This window comes from Anaerostipes sp. CAG:276 (assembly GCF_000432215.1).
Taxonomy (GTDB): Bacteria; Bacillota; Clostridia; order Lachnospirales; family Lachnospiraceae; genus Anaerostipes; species Anaerostipes caccae.
The window spans coordinates 93,427-110,877 of record NZ_FR889180.1 but is presented as its reverse complement, the minus strand read 5'-3'; the positions used below and the strand labels follow the sequence as shown (position 1 = coordinate 110,877).

Genomic DNA, 17,451 nt, shown 5'->3' with positions numbered 1-17,451 from the left:
CAGCCGTTTGTGTTTCTGTGTTCAGAGAGAAAACAGATGGGTTGCAATATTAAAATAGATCAGGATGGAGCAGGTGTCCACCAGCGTGGTGATCAGGGGAGCCGCCATGATGGCCGGGTCCAGTCCGATCTTTTTTGCCAGAAGAGGCAGGCAGCAGCCTACGATTTTGGCAAGGATGATCGTGGCTATGAGGGAAAGCCCGATCAGCACGGCCATTCTGAGGCTGTGGTATATGAGCATGATACGCAGTCCATTGACTGCAGCCAGAACAAAGCCAACTAAAACAGCCACCCGGAATTCCTTAAATACAACTTTAAAAAGATCATGGAACCGGATCTCATCGACGGCAATTCCGCGGATGATCAGGGTTGAACTCTGGGAACCACAGTTTCCTCCGGTGTCCATCAGCATTGGAATGAAGGATACGAGCAGGGGAAGAGTCTGAAAAGCATTCTCATATTTCGTGATAATGGCTCCGGTAATGGTTGCGGACAGCATGAGGAAAAGCAGCCATAAGATTCTGTGTTTAGCATGGCTGATGACAGATGTGCCGAAATAGGATTCCTCATTGGGCTGCATAGCCGCCATGATGGACATGTCCTCTTCCACCTCATCCTGCCAGACTTCCATGGCATCATCGAAAGTCACGATGCCTACCATGCAGTGTTCAAAGTCTACCACAGGGATTGCCAGAAGGCCGTATTTATGGAACAGTTTGCTGACATTTTCTTTGTCCTCATGGGTATTCACGTAGATTAGATTTGTCTCCATAATGTCCTTTATGAGAACATTGCTTTCATTAAGCAAAAGGCTCTTGGCCGTCACGATCCCAAGAAGCCGTTTCTGTTCGATCACGTAGCATGTATAAATGGTCTCCTGGTCAATGCCAACCCGTTTAATCTTTTTCAGTGCCTGTTCGACAGTCATGTTTTTTTTCAGGTCCACATATTCCACTGTCATGATGCTTCCCGCACTGTCTTCCGGATATTTTAAGAGACGGTTGATGATCTGCCGTGTTTCTCTGTCAGTCACGTCCAAAATCTGTTCTACTACATTAGCAGGCATTTCTTCGATGATATCCACCGTATCATCCATGTACATATCATCAAACAGTTCTTTGATCTCAGAGCGGGTAAACGCATTGATCAAAGTTTCCTGCATGGGAGATGACATCTCCGTGAATACTTCTGCCGCCTTCTCCTTTTGGATCAGACGGAACAGGATCGTATATTCTTTTTCTGTAAAATTTTCTAATAATGATGCTAAATCTACGTTGTTCATAGAATTAAGCACAACTTTTAAGGCAGGATATTCCCGCCTCATGAGCAGAGCTCTGATATTTTCTTCTCTCATGTTTCTTTCTCCTTTTATATGAAATTCTGAAGATTAAAACATGAACAAAAACCCTCTCCCTGTATTTAAGAAAAAGTACGCGGGAGGTTTGGAATTTTCATTCATGCCGTATTGACTTCGGGGTGATTCCATACTCTCACATCCTTTCTTTTTTACAGTTTACAGGTTTCACCGCTCTTATCAGAATACCTTTAAGAAAAGGTCATGTCAAGGAAATCAGAATGAGACAATCTCCTATTCCATATAAATAGTACATAGAAGTTGAACAGGGGATGGACAGAGTGAATAAGAAAAATCTGATCACGGGTTTTATCTGCATCGTTGTTTTAGGGCTGTCATTGCTTGGCGGGGGCAATGCGGCCCTTTCTGTCTGGAATCAAAATGTGAGGATCTTAAATCCTGCAGAGAATAAGGAACTTCCGATTTACTGTGTGGATACAAAGAAGAAGGAAATCAGCCTCACCTTTGACACAGCGTGGGGAAATGAGGACATCAACCAGGTTCTCAAAATCTTAAAAAAAGAAAATGTGAAAGCAACCTTCTTTTTTTCCGGCGACTGGGTACAGCGGTTTCCGGCGGATGTAAAGAAGATTGCCAAAGCAGGCCATGACATTGGCAACCATGGGGATAACCACAAATATATGACCAGATTGTCTTCTGATGAGCAGAAAAAAGAGATTCTGGGGGCTCACAGCAAAGTCCAGGCCGTGACAGGAGAGCAGATGGAACTTTTCCGGCCTCCCTACGGAGACTATGATGAAAATGTGGTAAAAACGGCCAGACAGCTAAATTATGAAGTCATTCAGTGGTCCGTTGACAGCCTGGACTGGAAAGACATTTCCAAGCAGGACATCATTGAACGTGTCTGTGATAACAAAAAGATGGAAAACGGTGCAATCATCCTGATGCACACAGGAACTGTATACACGAAACAGGCTCTTCCGGTAATCATAAAACGGTTAAAGTCCGAGGGATATACTTTTGTGCCGGTCTCCAGAATGATCCTGACTAAAAACTTTTACATAGATCCGGAGGGCAAACAGCGCAGAAAATAAATTTTTATACCAATTTCATGTGAAATATGATAACATCTAGGTATCGCAGGGACACTGTGAAATACAAGATTAGAAGGTGACTTAGATGGTATTTCGGTTTGATATGAATGATCTGAACCGGGTCAAAAACTTTAAAGTCGGTAAGATGAAAAAGAAAACGGCAGCAATGGGAATCCTCACTGCACTGATTTTAGTAGGACTGTACTATTATGTGGCGCTGCCTGCAGTTAATTTTCAGGAGACCGGCATATGGATGGTGCTGATCGCAGTTTTAGGAGTGCTGACGGCGTGGGCCGCATTGAGGGGGATGGGCCAGAAGACAAAGCTGTTTTCGTTGTTTTCTGCTCTGCTGGTCCTTGTCATTGTCGTTTTTCTTGGAGGGATGATTCTTTCAAGCCAGCTCATATCTTCCAAAAAATATGCAGGCAGGCTGAAAGTAGAAAATAAGAAATTTGAGACTGACATGAAGGAGACAGAAAAGATCACAGATATCGCCCTGATGGACACAGAAGGGGCAAGGATTATCGGCGACCGCGCCATTGGCTCTCTGTCCGATGTGGTGAGCCAGTATGAGGTCAGTGACGACTATACCCAGATTGATTATAACGGGCAGCCGATGAAAGTGGCACCTCTTAATTATGCCAGTTTCATCCGGTATATGACAAACCGCAAAGCAGGGATTCCGGGCTATGTACAGGTAGATCCCATCAGCAATGAGGCAAAGTATGTAAAGCTCAAAAAGCCGATGCAGTATTCTACATCCGCATACTTTTCCAGGAACCTTCAGAGACATCTGAGATTCCAGTATCCCACAGCAATTTTTCAGGGATACTATTTTGAGATCGACAATAAAGGAAATCCCTATTATATCTGTCCGGTGCTGAAGGCAAACGCGGGGCTCTTCGGGGCTAAGGATGTCAAAGGTGCCGTGATCAGCGATCCCGTCACCGGGAAGAGCACTTACTATGACGCAAAAGATATTCCGAGATGGGTGGATCATGTATACGACGGCAGGCTGCTCCTCCAAAAGTATAATTGGAAAGGACTTCTCTCCAACGGCTATATTAACAGTGTGTTCGGCAAGAAGGGCTGTAAGATAGCAACTGACGACTATGGATACAGGGCCATCGACGGGGACATCTGGGCTTATACCGGTGTCACATCCGTTAATGGAGATCAGTCTAATATCGCATTTGTTCTTATGAATATGAGAACTTCCGAATCCAAATACTACACGGTTTCCGGAGCCAATGAGCAGTCTGCCATGAAAGCGGCCGAGGGACAGGTGCAGAACCTCAGGTATTCTGCGGCATTTCCGGCTCTGATCAATGTAAACGGAGAGCCGACGTATGTCATGATTCTGAAGGATAAAGGCGGACTTGTGAAGATGTTTGCTATGGTCAATGTAAGAAAGTATAACATTGTGGCGACTTCTACCACTCAAAATGGTGTCCAGAAGGAATATAAGAGACTTTTGAAGGAGCAGGGAATTATCTCTGCCAAAGAAGCCGCCGCGGCAGAGTCTGTGAAGACGAAGGAGATCACGATCAAAAAGGTTGATTTTATACCGATTGAAGGTAATACTTATGTGTATATCACCGACAGGGAAGGCAATGTCTATAAGGAAGAATTTTCAAAAAATGAAGGTGCGATCAAATGGAATGCCGGAGACAAGATTAAGATTTCCTACGAAGAAGACGAGAGCGGCATTTATCAGATAACACAATAGCTGGCGGCTTTGTATTTGACAAAATACAAAAAAGTACTTGATTTTTCGAAAGAATCATTGTATCTTATACCTAGCGAAGTAATGACAAAGGCGTCAAACGATTCGAGGATTGTTTGGCGTCTATTTTTTTAATCTGTCACAGGTTTCCGGCGGGTTAAATTCTTATAATTTGAAGTCCAAAACAGGAAAGGAAGAAATATCTTATGAGCGAAAAAAGAAGTGTTTCAGAAATGTTCGGATGTAACGTGTTTAACGACAGTGTTATGCGGGAGAGGCTTCCGAAGGCAGTTTACAAAGACCTTAAGAAGACGATCGAAGAGGGAACAGAGTTAAACCCTGCCATCGCAGACGTGGTTGCCAATGAGATGAAGGAATGGGCTCTTGAAAAAGGTGCAACCCACTTCACCCACTGGTTCCAGCCGATGACCGGTGTGACGGCAGAGAAGCACGATGCTTTTATCACCCCGACGGAAAACGGAAAAGTGCTCCTGGAATTCTCCGGGAAAGAACTGATCAAGGGTGAGCCGGATGCTTCTTCCTTCCCGTCAGGAGGACTGAGGGCAACCTTTGAAGCCAGAGGATACACTGCGTGGGACTGTACTTCACCTGCTTTTATTAAAGAGACACCGGATTCTACAATTCTCTGTATCCCTACGGCATTTTGTTCCTACACCGGAGAAGCTCTGGACAAAAAGACTCCTTTATTGAGATCTATGCAGGCGCTGGATATTCAGGCCACCAGGCTTTTACACCTGCTTGGAAAGAAGAATGTAAAAAATGTCAATACCTCTGTGGGACCGGAACAGGAATACTTCCTTGTAGACAAAGAAAAATATCTACAGAGAAAAGACCTGATCTTTACAGGGCGGACATTATTCGGTGCAATGCCTCCAAAAGGGCAGGAGATGGATGATCACTATTTCGGAATTATCCGCGAGAGGATCGGAAAGTTTATGAAAGAGCTCAACGAGGAGAGCTGGAAACTGGGCATTACAGCAAAGACTCAGCACAATGAAGTAGCTCCCGCCCAGCATGAACTGGCACCAATCTATGCAAGCAATAATATAGCGACGGACCACAATCAGCTGCTGATGGAAACGATGCGCCGTGTGGCAGAACGCCAGGGATTAAAATGCCTTCTCCACGAAAAGCCGTTCCAGGGAATCAACGGTTCCGGTAAACATAACAACTGGTCCATCGTGACAAACACAGGAAAGAATCTTTTGGAACCGGGGGATACCCCGCATGACAATCAGCAGTTCCTTTTGATTCTGTCAGCTATTATCAAGGCTGTCGATGAGCATGCAGATCTGCTTCGCATGGCCGCATCCACACCAGGAAACGACCACCGTCTGGGAGCCAATGAGGCACCTCCTGCCATCATTTCTATCTTCCTGGGAGAGCAGCTTGAGGACGTTGTAAAACAGCTGGTCACAAGAGGAGAAGCTACCAGATCCAAACACGGGGATAAGCTGGCATCAGGCGTACATACTCTGCCGGATTTTGAAAAAGATGCCACTGACCGCAACAGGACATCACCGTTTGCATTTACCGGAAACAAATTTGAATTCCGCATGGTTGGCTCTACTCAGTCCATCTCTGACCCGAATGTAGTGCTGAATACGATCGTTGCAGATGCACTCTCAGAGGTCTGTGATGAATTGGAAAAGGTAGAGGGAGATCTTCAGGATGTGATGATGGAAGCTCACGAGCTGACCAAGAGAATGCTCACGGATCACCAGAGAGTCATATTTAACGGAGACGGATACTCTGATGCATGGGTGAAGGAAGCAGAGAGAAGGGGCCTTCCGAATATCAAATCAATGGTGGAGGCAATCCCTGCGCTGATTACAGAAAAATCTGTCAAGATGTTTGAGAAGTTTGGTGTTTTCACAGAGGCAGAGCTTGAGTCCCGGGCGGAGATCTTGTTTGAGCAGTACGCACAGACGATCAATATCGAGGCATTGGCAACGCTGGATATTGCTAAAAAACAGATTGTTCCTGCGGTAATGAAATATCAGAAGACACTGGCCGATTCCGTCGCTGTTTTAAAGGCAACAGGAATGGATACGAGTGTACAGGAATCCCTGCTCGGTGATATCACAGAGAATCTGAAGAAATTATATACGGCAATCGGCATTCTGGAGAGTGAGACTGACAAGGCACAGTCTATCGAAGACATGAACGAACAGGCACGTTTCTACCACGACACAGTGTTCGGATGTATGAATGCTGTCCGTGAACCGGCAGATAAGCTTGAAATGCTTGTGGCCAAAGAAGACTGGCCGATGCCGAGCTACGGAGATCTGATCTTTGAAGTATAAGTATTGAAATTAAAAATCCTGCAGACGGTATGGAACCGCCCGCAGGATTTTTTGTTATATAAAATTATCTATAAAATGCCAGCATAGTTTTCTTGCTTCCTCACATCCTATATTTGAAAGCGAGGGAGCAAGTTTATGAAACGAAAAACCTATTTTGCAGTTGTGTGCGCATTATTTTTTATCGGTTTCATCCTGCGGTATGCGGCGGATCATTCTGACGGACTTTTTATAGCCAGCCAGAAAGAAGGAGAAGGCGGACTGATGGCCGGCAGCAAGATTACAAATAAAAAGGTATATCTGACCTTTGATGACGGGCCGTCTGATAATACCGATGAGATCCTGGATATTTTGAAAAAAAACAAGGTGAAAGCAACGTTCTTCGTAGTGGGAAAGAAAACGGAGAAGGCCAGGAAGCAGTATCAAAGGATCGTACTTGAAGGACATACCCTGGCAATGCACTCTTACAGCCATAACTATGACCAGATTTATTCTTCCGTAGAAGCCTTCGGGAAGGACATCAAGGAGCTGCAGGAGATGTTGTATGAGATAACAGACGTAAAGCCTGTCATATACCGATTTCCTGGCGGAAGCAGCAATTCCTGTGCCGGAGATATCAAACCTTATATTCAGTATATCAACAAAGAAGGTCTTTTATACTTTGACTGGAACGCGCTAAGCGGAGATGCAGTGAATTTTAACCTGAGTCCTGAAAGGCTGAACCAGAATATATTAACAGATGTAAAAAAACAAAAGGTCAGCATTGTACTGATGCATGACCTGGCGGAGGCAGAAAACACGGTAAAAAGTCTGGACTCTCTGATTAAGACTTTGAAAAAAGAGGGCTATCAGATACTGCCGATTACAAAATATACGCAGCAGATACACCATGTGTCCGTTGACAAATAAATGCAGGTAATTTAGAATGAGTATCAAGTGCGGAAAATGGACCGGAGGCGTCGGGCCTCTGGTCCATCTGACGCGATAATGTACATAATGGGGTTAAAAAATGAACATAATTGAAGTAGTGATGATAGGTGTGGGCCTTTCCATGGATGCGTTTGCTGTGTCTATAGGAAAAGGTCTCAATATGGGAAAGATCCGGAAAAATGAAATGTTTTGGATCGCTTTGTTTTTCGGGGGATTCCAGGCTCTGATGCCAGTGGCAGGATACCTGGCAGGCAAGCAGTTTGCGGGAAAGATCATGCAGATTGATCATTGGATCGCATTTTTCCTGCTGGTGATGATCGGCTTCAATATGGTAAAAGAAGGGATATCCGATGATGAAGAGGAAACACAGGACTGCGGATTTTCTTTCCGGGAGCTTTTTATTTTGGCGGTCGCGACCAGCATCGATGCACTGGCGGTAGGAGTCACGTTTTCATTTTTGAGCGTCAATCTTTTAGAAGCTGTAACGGTCATAGGGAGTGTTACCTTTGCCATATCACTGGCAGGAGTTGCCATCGGAAGCAGATTTGGGGACAAACTGAAAGAAAAAGCAGAGATTATGGGAGGGTTGATTTTAATCATCCTCGGATGTAAAATTTTAATACAGCATTTATTTTTTTGAGAAAAGAGGAACACTTATGAATTTATTGCCACACATAGCCTTTCTAGCGGCAGGCTTTATTCTGCTGATGAAGGGCGCGGATTATTTTGTAGAAGGGGCATCTATGATTGCTGCAAAGTTTGGAATTCCGCAGATCGTGATCGGGCTTACGATCGTCGCCTGCGGGACCAGCGCTCCTGAGGCGGCAGTGAGTATTTCGGCAGCGTTTAAAGGAAATGTTGGAATCACCGTCGGAAACATTCTTGGAAGCAATATCATGAATATTCTGCTGATTCTCGGGCTTACCGCAGTGGTCAGTGCAGTTGCCATCAAAGAAGGAACCGTAAAGGTGGAAATGCCCTTTGTAATTGTTATCACTGTAGTCCTCACAGCTATGGGAATCGCCGGAGGCAGTCTTTCACGCCTGGACGGAGTGATACTATGGGTGCTGTTTATCGGTTTTTTTGTATATCTGTTTAGGCTGACAAAAAAAGAAGGCATTGAAGAAGAGATAGAACAAGTGAATGCGTCCCTGCTCAAAATGCTTGTTTTTACGATCGGCGGGCTGATTGCCATCGTACTGGGAAGCGATGTGACAGTAGATGCGGCGACTTCGATAGCCAAGGCCCTGAATGTCTCTGACCGGATCATTGGCCTGACAGTTGTGGCATTCGGCACTTCTCTGCCGGAGCTGGTCACCTCAGTTACAGCGGCATTTAAAGGAAAAGCAGACATTGCAGTGGGAAATATTGTGGGAAGCAATATCTTTAATATCTTGTTTGTCGTAGGGACCGTGGCGGTCATTCATCCGGTTCCGTTTGATACAAGCTTTATTCCGGATGCACTGGCTGCGATTTTATCAGCGGCGGTTTTGTGGATTCTGTCTTCAAAAGACCGGAAGCTTGCCAGAGGCAGCGGGTTTGTGATGCTTGTATTATTTGCAGTTTATCTGGCACAATTACTCATAAGATAAGGAGAATACCATGATCATTAAATCAGTTAATCTGGAAACGGTCTGTGGGATCACCAGCAAACTTCCGGACAATGAGTTTCCGGAAGTAGCATTTGCAGGCAAGTCCAATGTGGGCAAGTCCTCCCTCATCAACGCACTGATGAACCGGAAGTCATATGCAAGGGTTTCCGCTCAGCCGGGGAAAACTCAGACCATTAATTATTATAATATCAACGAAGAACTGTACTATGTAGATCTGCCCGGATATGGATATGCAAAGGTCACGGAGTCGGTAAAAGAGCAGTGGGGTGCGATGATTGAACGGTACCTTCACACGTCAAAGCAGCTGAAGCTGGTGTTCCTTCTCATCGATATCAGACACAAGCCGTCAAAGAATGATGTGATGATGTATGACTGGATCGTACATAACGGCTATCATCCGGTCATTATTGCTACAAAGAGCGACAAGCTCAAACGGAGCCAGCTTCCTAAGCATGTAAAGGAGATCCGTCAGGAACTCAGGCTCAATAAGGAGACGCCGGTCTTTCCGTTTTCTTCGCTCTCAAAGCAGGGAAGAGATGAAATATGGGACTTTATTGAACAAGTGCTTCTTCCGGAACAGGAACATCATGTTTCAGATGAATGAATATAAAAAGGACCGGTTCTGTTTAAGAATCGGTCTTTTTTTCTGCCTCCTGGCTCTGGTCCTGAAAAAGCAGGCGGTTGATCAGATAAGCATAAATATCCGAGTGATTAGACTTCCAGTGATCGCAGATATAGATGGCCTGCTCTCTGGATACTACGTTTAAGTTGACTTCCAGCAGCATGCTGTCTTTTTCTTTGATCCTGAGCCTTACGGTATATTCATCGCGTTTTGCAGGGAAATAGTCGGCTTCCAGATTGGTTTCCTCTCTCAGCTGGTATTCTTTGGTCGCCAAAAATGTTAGAATGTCATTTCGTATAGGCTCGGAGAGCTGGTATTCAAACATATCAATCGCTTCTTTCCCCTCTTCTGTCAGAAAATAATGGCTTGCGTTTCTTACCAGTTCTGTCCGCAGCATGTCTTCGTCTTCCAGTTCGTGAAAAGCCTGCTGGAGTTTAAAATAGGTCGTATACCCTTTGTCCAGAATAAACTCCGAGATCTGTGAGTTGCTCAGCGGAAAATCCACTTTTTTTATTAAAAATAAAATCATTAATTTATATAAAGTCAGACCGTTTTCTTCCATACAATCCTTCCTTTCCTTATGAAACATGCACTTCTTAAATGATACCATCTGGATACCTTTCCTGCAAGAACAGAATCCATGAATGAAATTGAAAAAAAGACAGATACTACAACTAATTTATCTCATAAGAATGAAGAGGTGATATTTATGAAGCAAAGAAAACAGTGGATGGTGATCGCATTGATCATTCTCCTTGCAGTCTTATCCGTGATTCTTTTCTGTGACACGAATCAGGAGCAGAGAAAAGATGGGACGTTAGTTTTGGAAAGGATGGAACATCATGACCGTATATATCAAAGCGGAAGACAGTGTATGTATTCATAATCCGGATGTAAAGATAAAAGATGTGGCATCCATTTACTGTACCGACAAAGACATGGAACAAAAGGTGAAGGAAGCAAAGCTTTTTCATTTTAAAAAGCGGGGAAACGAACGGGAGATTATTTCCATCTTAAAAGCAGTGGAAGTGATCAAAGAAATTGACAAAACTGCAGAAGTGGTCAATATGGGTCCCGAAGATTTTATCGTCTATTTAAAAGAAGTGACACAGGAGAAGAAGTGGGCTCACTACTTAAAGATTGCTGGTGTATGCCTGGTCGCCTTTTTTGGAGCCAGTTTCTCAATCATGAGCTATAATACGGATGTGGCCATTGACGATTTGTTTGCGACCGTATATCAGCTGGTCATGGGAACGCCGCCAAAAGGGCCCACGATACTTCATCTGGCCTATACAGCGGGACTTGCCATAGGAATCGTAATCTTCTTTAATCATGCGGGGAAAATCAAGCTTACCGATGATCCGACCCCGTTTGAAGTCCAGATGCGGCTTTACGAGCGGGATGTAAATGATACACTGATGATTGACGCCGGACGGAAAAAGGAGGAGCAGGATGTTTCTTCGTAACTTACTACTTGTAGTATACGGCTTATCCGCAGGAGCACTCATCGCGGGAAGCTTCCTGGCATTCTTAAGTATGATTGGAGTTGTTCCGAGGCTTGCAGGTCTTTCCAAAACAATATCTCACGCCATGCTGTATGAAACCTGCATTACCCTTGGCGGAGTCCTGGGAACAGCAGTATTTATCTACCGGTGGCACGTTCCGCTGGGATATCCACTGCTGATCTTATATGGACTGTTCGGAGGAATCTTCACAGGATGCCTGATCGGAGCGCTGGCCGAAATGCTCAAAAGCCTGCCGGTCTTCTCAAGAAGAATGAAACTGAGAGACGGAATACCATTCGTCATCTATTCCATAGCCCTAGGCAAAATAGCAGGCTGCTGGATGCAATTTTTGCGATAGCAACGAGCCGCAGAAAGTTCAGATAAAAATAATTCAGACGAGAGAACAATCTCCATGCGAAGCATGGCGGAAATTTCAGATTCTTTCCAAAAAAAGGCGGAAGCTTTTTGAGGGGAAGAAGATTAAATTTCCGGAAGCCATACATCGTATGGCGCAGATTGGACGAATACTGCCGGAATATAAATTTTAACCAGGGTTTTCTGCGGCGGCTGCCGCAGAAACGGATGAGCAAAAACGCAGAAACGGATGAGCAAAAAAGCTCATCCGTATAAACTTATTACTTGAGACATAATTACTTACACAAACGAAAGGAGCTTATTCTGTCATGCACAATGAACCGACAAAAGATCAATATAACGAATATGTAGAACAGGTAACGCCGGCAAGCAGCTGTCTTATGAACTGTGTCCGTGCGTTTTTTGTGGGAGGAGCAATCTGTACCATCGGAGAAGGGATCAAACAGACAGTGATGCACTGGCTGCATCTGGGAGAGAAAGATGCCCTCCTGGCTGTCACAGTAACTCTTGTACTATTAAGCGTTCTCCTCACAGGATTTAACCTGTATTCAAAGATTACAAAATTCGGAGGAGCGGGAGGACTGGTTCCGATCACCGGGTTTGCAAATTCTGTAGCTTCTCCAGCTATCGAGTATCAAAAAGAGGGACAGGTGTTCGGGATCGGAGTTAAAATCTTTACAATCGCAGGTCCGGTCATTCTGTACGGAATCTTATCCTCCTTTCTTTTGGGAATTATTTATATGATATTAGTCCGATTGGGGGTTATGTGATGAAAGTTATGAAGGGAAAGCAGAGTCTGGAATTCGAACATCCGCCTTATCTCAAAGGCTGGTCCTCTGTAGTCGGAGAAAAAGAAGGGGAAGGACCGCTCGGACAGGCATTTGACCAGATCATCGACGATCCTCTGTTCGGTCAGGAGACATGGGAACTGGCAGAGGGAAGATTCATGCGGCAGGCAGCCCTGCTTGCGATACAAAAAGCAGAGATCACAAAGAATCAGGTGCGCTATGCATTTGCCGGAGATCTCCTGGAGCAGATCATGGCCACATCTTTCGGGATCAAGGACCTGGAGATCCCTCTCTTTGGCCTGTACGGAGCATGTTCTACCGCAGGAGAATCCATATCTCTTGCGTCTATGACAGTAGCGGCGGGATATGCAGACTATGCATTGGCCCTTGCCTCCAGTCATATAGGAAGTGCAGAAAAGCAGTTCCGTTTCCCGCTGGAATACGGCAGCCAGAGACCTCTGTCCTCCACATGGACCGTGACCGGAGCCGGGGGATTCGTAATCTCCAAAGAAAAAAGCCCGATCAAAGTCCGGGGAATCACAACTGGTAAAATCGTAGATTACGGCGTGAAAGATTCCATGAACATGGGAGCCTGCATGGCGCCTGCGGCTGCAGAAGTCATTTATCAGCACTTTAATGATTTTGCAATGACGCCGGATGACTATGATGCGATCTACACCGGAGATCTGGGAGAGGTGGGAAAAGAAATTCTCATAAAACTTCTGAAGGACAATGGATATGATATCTCAAAAGTACACGGAGACTGCGGCATCGAAGTCTATCAGGATGAGACTCAGGATACCCACGCAGGGGGATCAGGATGTGCATGCAGCGCTGTAGTCCTGTCCTCAATGATCACAAGAAAAATGATAAGCGGCGGATGGAACAGAGTCCTGTTTGTACCTACGGGAGCTTTGCTTTCAAAGACGAGCTTCAATGAAGGTGAGACTGTGCCGGGGATTGCGCACGGAGTTTTGTTGGAAAGAGAGGAAGTATAGATGGAATATGTAAAAGCATTTATTGTCGGGGGAATTATCTGTATTCTTGTACAAATTTTAATGGACAACACCAAACTCCAGCCGGGACGGATCATGGTCATACTGGTTGTTTCAGGAGCAGTGCTCGGAGCACTCGGGATTTATGAAAAAATAGCCGATTTTGCAGGATGCGGTGCAACCGTACCTCTCTCAGGATTTGGGTTTACTCTGTGGAAAGGAATGAAAGAAGCCATCGACCAGCATGGATTCCTCGGACTGTTTGAAGGCGGATTTACCGCTGCAGCTGTGGGAACATCTGCAGCTCTGATCTTCTCCTATCTGGCATCCCTGATCTTCCAGCCAAAGATAAAAAAATAGCCGTATGGCAGGTATTTGATACTAAGTGATGCCGTCATCGCGGCGGTATTGCTTTTTATATATATAAAAGAGCGTTCCTGACTGCAGATTCTGCTGTCAGAAACGCTCTTATCTTTGTTTCATAGGAAAGTTCTGCGGGTTGTACACAGATGCGCAGGGAAATCAGGAATTAATTCTGTAACTTAATTATTCCGGAATATGCAGGCCGCACATATATTTTACGTACAGATCAGGGATCTGATATTGCGTGTCGTCTGTGATGCCCCTGCTGCCCTTTGGCCGTGTAATGTAGATTTTCCGCAGCAGCTGATTTTCCGGGCAGGCGTTGTTGGCAGGATATCCGGATTCTTTGCATATATCTACGGCCACATGGATATCACAGGGCTTGGTTGGCTTGGTTCCCAGGGCAAAGTACTCTGTCTTTATCATGCTGCCTCTGGGATCATGATCACATATGCCTTTGACGGCCAGCTTTCCTGACTTTGTGCAGATCCGGGCTTTGACAATATTGTTTGGTTTTGAAAAATCTTTCACCGGTTCGTTTTTCTCTTTTACAATCTGGTCCATGACAAGTTTCCAGATTTTTTCGTGCTGGCTGCCGGAAGAAAATGATGTGTTCCTGTCATATCCCATCCAAACAGAGGCGGTGTGATATGGGGTATATCCGGAAAACCAGTAGTCGTAATCGCTGGTCGTAGTACCGGTTTTTCCTGCTGCAGGCATCCCTGAAGAAAGTGCAGCGGGTTTACCGGTTCCCTTTTTGACCACATCCTTCATGGCATCGGTGAGAAGGAAAGCAGTCGATTCCTTCATAACGAGAGTGCCGGAAGAAGACGAGTTTAAGAGCACTTTTCCAGTCTGATCCACAACTTTCGTGTATAAAGAAGGCCGATGGTATGTGCCGCCGTTGGCCACTGCAGAAAAAGCGCCTGTGAGTTCCAGGTTGGTCACTCCGTAAGTCAGGCCGCCCAGAGCCATGGACTGATTGACATCGGAAAAGGTTTTGCCGTCTGCCGTAGTTTTATTATCGACTAAGGTGGTAAAGCCAAGCTTCTGTAAATACTCGTAGGCGACTTCCGGTGTTACATCAGCCATGGTTTTGGCAGACACAATATTCATAGAATTCGTGATTGCCTCCCTGATGGTAGAAAAACCGCGGTAGCCTCTGTAATAATTGCGGACCGGGCGCCCCGTATCGAGATATTCATACGGAGCATCATCGTAAACGGTAGCCAATGTCATATTTTTCATATCCAGCGCCGGAAGAAATGTGGATAGTACTTTGAAGGTTGATCCGGGCTGTCTTGTTGTACCGGTAGCGCGGTTTAAAGACAGATTTTCGGATTTGACTCCGCGGCCGCCTACAAGGGCTTCCACCTGTCCGGTGCGCTGGTCTATGATGGTCATGGAAATCTGTGGCTGGATCACTGTAGAAACTTGCTCGTTGATCACACTGACCCCATTCTTTTTTAAGGATTTGGAGAATTTGCGGGCCATATTTTCGGCAGATGATTTGTCTGCGAATATGAGGCTGGTACCGATTTTATGCTTTTTCATATAACTCAGCACATCGTTTTCCGAATAACTGACTTCCTTACCGTTTTTGTCTGTGCCTGTCAGCGAATAAGACAGAGCCACTTTCGTACCCGCCGGATAGTTCTTCGGGTCATTGGTCACTTTATCTGCGATCTTCTGGATCTTGGAGTCCTGTGTGGAATATATTTTCAAACCTCCGCTGTAAATGGCATTGTAGGCTTTTGTCTCATCATATCCAAGTTTATCTTTCAGATCATGAACCACCTGAAGGATCAGTGCATCATCGAAATAAGAGTTGGCGGTATAGTTTTTCTGCTGCCTTGCATTGATCTTTTGAATTCTTTCATAAACATTATCATTCACTGCTTCCGAATATTCACTTTTTGTGATATAATGTTCTTCCAGCATGATTTTCAGAATCGACATCCTCCGGGCAGCATTATTGTTAGGATGTGTGATCGGGTTCATTCTTGTTGGGTTCTTTGTGATGCCGGCCAGGACGGTGCACTCTGACAAAGTCAAATCTGATACATCTTTATTAAAGTATTTTTGGGATGCAGTCTGCACTCCTAATGTGCCTTCCCCCAGATTGATCGCATTTAAATATTCTTCCAGAATCTTTTGTTTTGAAGTGATTTTTTCTAATTCCAGAGCCAGGGACTGTTCTTTGATCTTGCGCTCTATGCGTTCGATCGTAGTTTTTTCAGGCTGTATTCCCAGGATATTATTTTTTACAAGCTGCTGGGTGATGGTACTCCCGCCCTGGTCCAGAGACTTTTCTTTGAGACCCAGGAAGAAGGATCTGGCAATGCCCCGCATGTCGATACCATTGTGGTTATAAAACCGCACATCCTCTATGGAGATAAATGCATTTTGAAGATTTGCCGGGATCTTGTCCAGCGATACATAGACACGGTTTGAATCACTGGTAGAGAGCTTTCTTGTCACCTTGCCGTCTTTATCGTAAATCATTGTGATAAAACCTTTGGAGTGGATCGAATCCAGAGAGACATCCGGGGTGTTGTTTAAAATTCCGCGGATGAAACCTATGGACAGACCGGCGGCCGTGACGATCAGTGCGATGATGACAACCAGTGCATATTTATAGAAAAAAAGCGTAAGGTGCGAACTGCGCCGTAATTTCGGTGAAGAAAGGGTATCCTTTTTTTGCTTTGATTTTTGCTTGTTAAAGTTCATGTAAGACCTCCTATGTTTAGCATTATAACAAATAAGAAATAACAAGTAAATAACGCGCCCGCATGAAGGGTATTTTATTGAAATCACGTTTGAGGAGAGTTATAGATTTTTTACAAAAGAGGAGGAACAAAAGATGAAGAAGGAGAAATTAGGAACGAATTATTTGAAAGATGGAAATGGGGGCGGATTTGTAGTATCCTATTATATGCTGAATGATTCTGCCAGAGGAAGCTACGGCGCCGCACTGGAGAGAACGACCGGAGAGCCGGAAGTTCTTGAGACAGAAGAGGTAAGAGAGGCCTTTTTGAACAGACAGGAAGCAGAACATTTCATTCGGCTGCTGATCAAATATGAAGTGACACCGATTTCTTTTTTTGAGAGTTTGGATGCGGTGATGGAGTTGGAGGAGAAAATTGAAGGAATACTATGAAACGATCCGGAAAACAGGACAGTCTTTGGTGACAGAAAAAAAGTCAAGATTCATCGGGATTGCGGTGCCGGTTTCCACGGAGGAAGAGGCGCTGGCGGTGATAGAGGATGAAAAGCGCAGATACAGGGACGCCAGGCATCACTGCAGCGCATTTTGTGCAGGCATTGAGAGACCTCTTGAGAGAGCCAATGACGACGGTGAGCCCAGCGGCACGGCGGGAAAACCGATTCTGGAAGTAATCACAGGCAGTCAGCTTCTGAATATTGTCATCGTTGTAACCCGTTATTTTGGAGGTACACTGCTCGGCACCGGGGGACTCGTGAGGGCATATACGAAGGCTGCCCAGGAAGCAGTGGAGGATGCAGGAATCGTGACCATGGGTCTTGGGCGCAGATTCAGGACAGGCTGTGATTATTCTGCAGTAGGAAAGATTCAGTATTTTCTTGAGACCGAAGACATTCCTATCATAAAAACGGATTACACAGAGAAAGTAACTTTGGAGTACTTGGTACCGGAAGCGAGATGCGGACAGATTGAGAAGAAGATTATTGACCTGTCAGGCGGTACTGCAGAGATACAGGACGCGGGCACCGAATATACGGTGTCAGATAAAAAGAAACTTTAAAACAATCAATCATTGTG

Annotated in this window: 18 protein-coding genes; 15 read left to right on the top strand and 3 right to left on the bottom strand. The window is 45.1% G+C overall.

All coding sequences use genetic code 11. The features are described 5' to 3' along the window. Window positions 1-21 precede the first annotated feature (21 nt). Window positions 22-1,353, bottom strand: coding sequence for a magnesium transporter (mgtE, locus tag QVP35_RS05200; RefSeq protein WP_009288782.1), 1,332 nt, complete (start codon window positions 1,351-1,353; stop codon window positions 22-24). Window positions 1,354-1,625: 272 nt separating this feature from the next. On the opposite strand from mgtE, the gene QVP35_RS05195 reads away from it, so the two are divergent. From QVP35_RS05195 to yihA, 7 genes are all read left to right on the top strand, one after another. Beyond that, entirely contained in the window at window positions 1,626-2,408 is a 783-nt protein-coding gene (locus tag QVP35_RS05195; protein WP_006568821.1) for a polysaccharide deacetylase family protein, read from the top strand. An 85-nt stretch (window positions 2,409-2,493) separates the two neighbouring features. Next, window positions 2,494-4,137 (top strand): hypothetical protein, encoded by a 1,644-nt coding sequence (locus QVP35_RS05190; protein ID WP_006568822.1) that lies wholly within the window; start codon window positions 2,494-2,496, stop codon window positions 4,135-4,137. A 203-nt stretch (window positions 4,138-4,340) separates the two neighbouring features. Next, window positions 4,341-6,461, top strand: a complete 2,121-nt coding sequence (locus tag QVP35_RS05185) for a glutamine synthetase III family protein (RefSeq protein ID WP_009288781.1) — start codon at window positions 4,341-4,343, stop codon at window positions 6,459-6,461. A gap of 135 nt (window positions 6,462-6,596) precedes the next feature. Next, complete coding sequence (locus tag QVP35_RS05180) at window positions 6,597-7,367, top strand: polysaccharide deacetylase family protein (RefSeq protein WP_009288780.1); 771 nt, start codon at window positions 6,597-6,599, stop codon at window positions 7,365-7,367. A 100-nt stretch (window positions 7,368-7,467) separates the two neighbouring features. After that, window positions 7,468-8,028, top strand: a complete 561-nt coding sequence (locus tag QVP35_RS05175; protein WP_006568826.1) for a manganese efflux pump MntP — start codon at window positions 7,468-7,470, stop codon at window positions 8,026-8,028. A 16-nt stretch (window positions 8,029-8,044) separates the two neighbouring features. Continuing rightward, window positions 8,045-8,980, top strand: a complete 936-nt coding sequence (locus QVP35_RS05170; RefSeq protein WP_009288779.1) for a calcium/sodium antiporter — start codon at window positions 8,045-8,047, stop codon at window positions 8,978-8,980. A 10-nt stretch (window positions 8,981-8,990) separates the two neighbouring features. Continuing rightward, the gene (yihA, locus tag QVP35_RS05165; protein ID WP_009288778.1) at window positions 8,991-9,605 is read left to right on the top strand and encodes a ribosome biogenesis GTP-binding protein YihA/YsxC; all 615 of its coding nucleotides are present in this window, start codon (window positions 8,991-8,993) and stop codon (window positions 9,603-9,605) included. 22 nt (window positions 9,606-9,627) lie between these two features. On the opposite strand, the gene QVP35_RS05160 is transcribed toward yihA, so the two are convergent. Next, window positions 9,628-10,185, bottom strand: coding sequence for a DUF4364 family protein (locus QVP35_RS05160; protein WP_009288777.1), 558 nt, complete (start codon window positions 10,183-10,185; stop codon window positions 9,628-9,630). 147 nt (window positions 10,186-10,332) lie between these two features. Between QVP35_RS05160 and QVP35_RS05155 the strand changes: the two genes are divergently transcribed. From QVP35_RS05155 to spoVAE, 6 genes are all read left to right on the top strand, one after another. Next, entirely contained in the window at window positions 10,333-10,509 is a 177-nt protein-coding gene (locus QVP35_RS05155; RefSeq protein ID WP_022260861.1) for a hypothetical protein, read from the top strand. Continuing rightward, window positions 10,466-11,089, top strand: a complete 624-nt coding sequence (locus QVP35_RS05150; protein ID WP_009288776.1) for a stage V sporulation protein AA — start codon at window positions 10,466-10,468, stop codon at window positions 11,087-11,089. Before QVP35_RS05155 ends, QVP35_RS05150 begins: the two co-directional genes overlap by 44 nt. Further along, a complete protein-coding gene (locus tag QVP35_RS05145; RefSeq protein WP_009288775.1) occupies window positions 11,076-11,486 on the top strand; it encodes a stage V sporulation protein AB in 411 nt (136 codons plus the stop codon). The genes QVP35_RS05150 and QVP35_RS05145 overlap by 14 nt, the downstream gene beginning before the upstream one ends. Before the next feature lie 325 nt (window positions 11,487-11,811). Then, window positions 11,812-12,273, top strand: coding sequence for a stage V sporulation protein AC (gene spoVAC, locus QVP35_RS05140; RefSeq protein ID WP_009288774.1), 462 nt, complete (start codon window positions 11,812-11,814; stop codon window positions 12,271-12,273). Continuing rightward, on the top strand, window positions 12,273-13,289 hold the full coding sequence (gene spoVAD, locus QVP35_RS05135; RefSeq protein WP_006568836.1) for a stage V sporulation protein AD: 1,017 nt from the start codon (window positions 12,273-12,275) through the stop codon (window positions 13,287-13,289). Before spoVAC ends, spoVAD begins: the two co-directional genes overlap by 1 nt. Beyond that, window positions 13,290-13,646 (top strand): stage V sporulation protein AE, encoded by a 357-nt coding sequence (gene spoVAE, locus QVP35_RS05130; protein ID WP_006568837.1) that lies wholly within the window; start codon window positions 13,290-13,292, stop codon window positions 13,644-13,646. A 186-nt stretch (window positions 13,647-13,832) separates the two neighbouring features. Here spoVAE and QVP35_RS05125 read toward each other — a convergent pair whose 3' ends face one another. Then, on the bottom strand, window positions 13,833-16,379 hold the full coding sequence (locus QVP35_RS05125; RefSeq protein WP_006568838.1) for a transglycosylase domain-containing protein: 2,547 nt from the start codon (window positions 16,377-16,379) through the stop codon (window positions 13,833-13,835). A gap of 133 nt (window positions 16,380-16,512) precedes the next feature. Here QVP35_RS05125 and QVP35_RS05120 point away from each other — a divergent pair, with 133 nt between their 5' ends. Then, window positions 16,513-16,809 carry a DUF6514 family protein gene (locus QVP35_RS05120; protein WP_006568839.1) on the top strand — a complete coding sequence of 99 codons (297 nt, stop codon included), beginning with the start codon at window positions 16,513-16,515 and terminating at the stop codon, window positions 16,807-16,809. After that, window positions 16,793-17,434 (top strand): YigZ family protein, encoded by a 642-nt coding sequence (locus QVP35_RS05115; protein ID WP_009288771.1) that lies wholly within the window; start codon window positions 16,793-16,795, stop codon window positions 17,432-17,434. The genes QVP35_RS05120 and QVP35_RS05115 overlap by 17 nt, the downstream gene beginning before the upstream one ends. The last annotated feature ends 17 nt before the right edge of the window (window positions 17,435-17,451 follow it).

Excerpts from the sequence above, each read along its gene's own strand:
- mgtE (WP_009288782.1), bottom strand. The coding sequence starts at position 1,353 with ATGAGAGAAGAAAATATCAGAGCTCTGCTCATGAGGCGGGAATATCCT.
- QVP35_RS05195 (WP_006568821.1), top strand. The coding sequence starts at position 1,626 with ATGGACAGAGTGAATAAGAAAAATCTGATCACGGGTTTTATCTGCATC.
- QVP35_RS05190 (WP_006568822.1), top strand. The coding sequence starts at position 2,494 with ATGGTATTTCGGTTTGATATGAATGATCTGAACCGGGTCAAAAACTTT.
- QVP35_RS05185 (WP_009288781.1), top strand. The coding sequence starts at position 4,341 with ATGAGCGAAAAAAGAAGTGTTTCAGAAATGTTCGGATGTAACGTGTTT.
- QVP35_RS05180 (WP_009288780.1), top strand. The coding sequence starts at position 6,597 with ATGAAACGAAAAACCTATTTTGCAGTTGTGTGCGCATTATTTTTTATC.
- QVP35_RS05175 (WP_006568826.1), top strand. The coding sequence starts at position 7,468 with ATGAACATAATTGAAGTAGTGATGATAGGTGTGGGCCTTTCCATGGAT.
- QVP35_RS05170 (WP_009288779.1), top strand. The coding sequence starts at position 8,045 with ATGAATTTATTGCCACACATAGCCTTTCTAGCGGCAGGCTTTATTCTG.
- yihA (WP_009288778.1), top strand. The coding sequence starts at position 8,991 with ATGATCATTAAATCAGTTAATCTGGAAACGGTCTGTGGGATCACCAGC.
- QVP35_RS05160 (WP_009288777.1), bottom strand. The coding sequence starts at position 10,185 with ATGGAAGAAAACGGTCTGACTTTATATAAATTAATGATTTTATTTTTA.
- QVP35_RS05155 (WP_022260861.1), top strand. The coding sequence starts at position 10,333 with ATGAAGCAAAGAAAACAGTGGATGGTGATCGCATTGATCATTCTCCTT.
- QVP35_RS05150 (WP_009288776.1), top strand. The coding sequence starts at position 10,466 with ATGACCGTATATATCAAAGCGGAAGACAGTGTATGTATTCATAATCCG.
- QVP35_RS05145 (WP_009288775.1), top strand. The coding sequence starts at position 11,076 with ATGTTTCTTCGTAACTTACTACTTGTAGTATACGGCTTATCCGCAGGA.
- spoVAC (WP_009288774.1), top strand. The coding sequence starts at position 11,812 with ATGCACAATGAACCGACAAAAGATCAATATAACGAATATGTAGAACAG.
- spoVAD (WP_006568836.1), top strand. The coding sequence starts at position 12,273 with ATGAAAGTTATGAAGGGAAAGCAGAGTCTGGAATTCGAACATCCGCCT.
- spoVAE (WP_006568837.1), top strand. The coding sequence starts at position 13,290 with ATGGAATATGTAAAAGCATTTATTGTCGGGGGAATTATCTGTATTCTT.
- QVP35_RS05125 (WP_006568838.1), bottom strand. The coding sequence starts at position 16,379 with ATGAACTTTAACAAGCAAAAATCAAAGCAAAAAAAGGATACCCTTTCT.
- QVP35_RS05120 (WP_006568839.1), top strand. The coding sequence starts at position 16,513 with ATGAAGAAGGAGAAATTAGGAACGAATTATTTGAAAGATGGAAATGGG.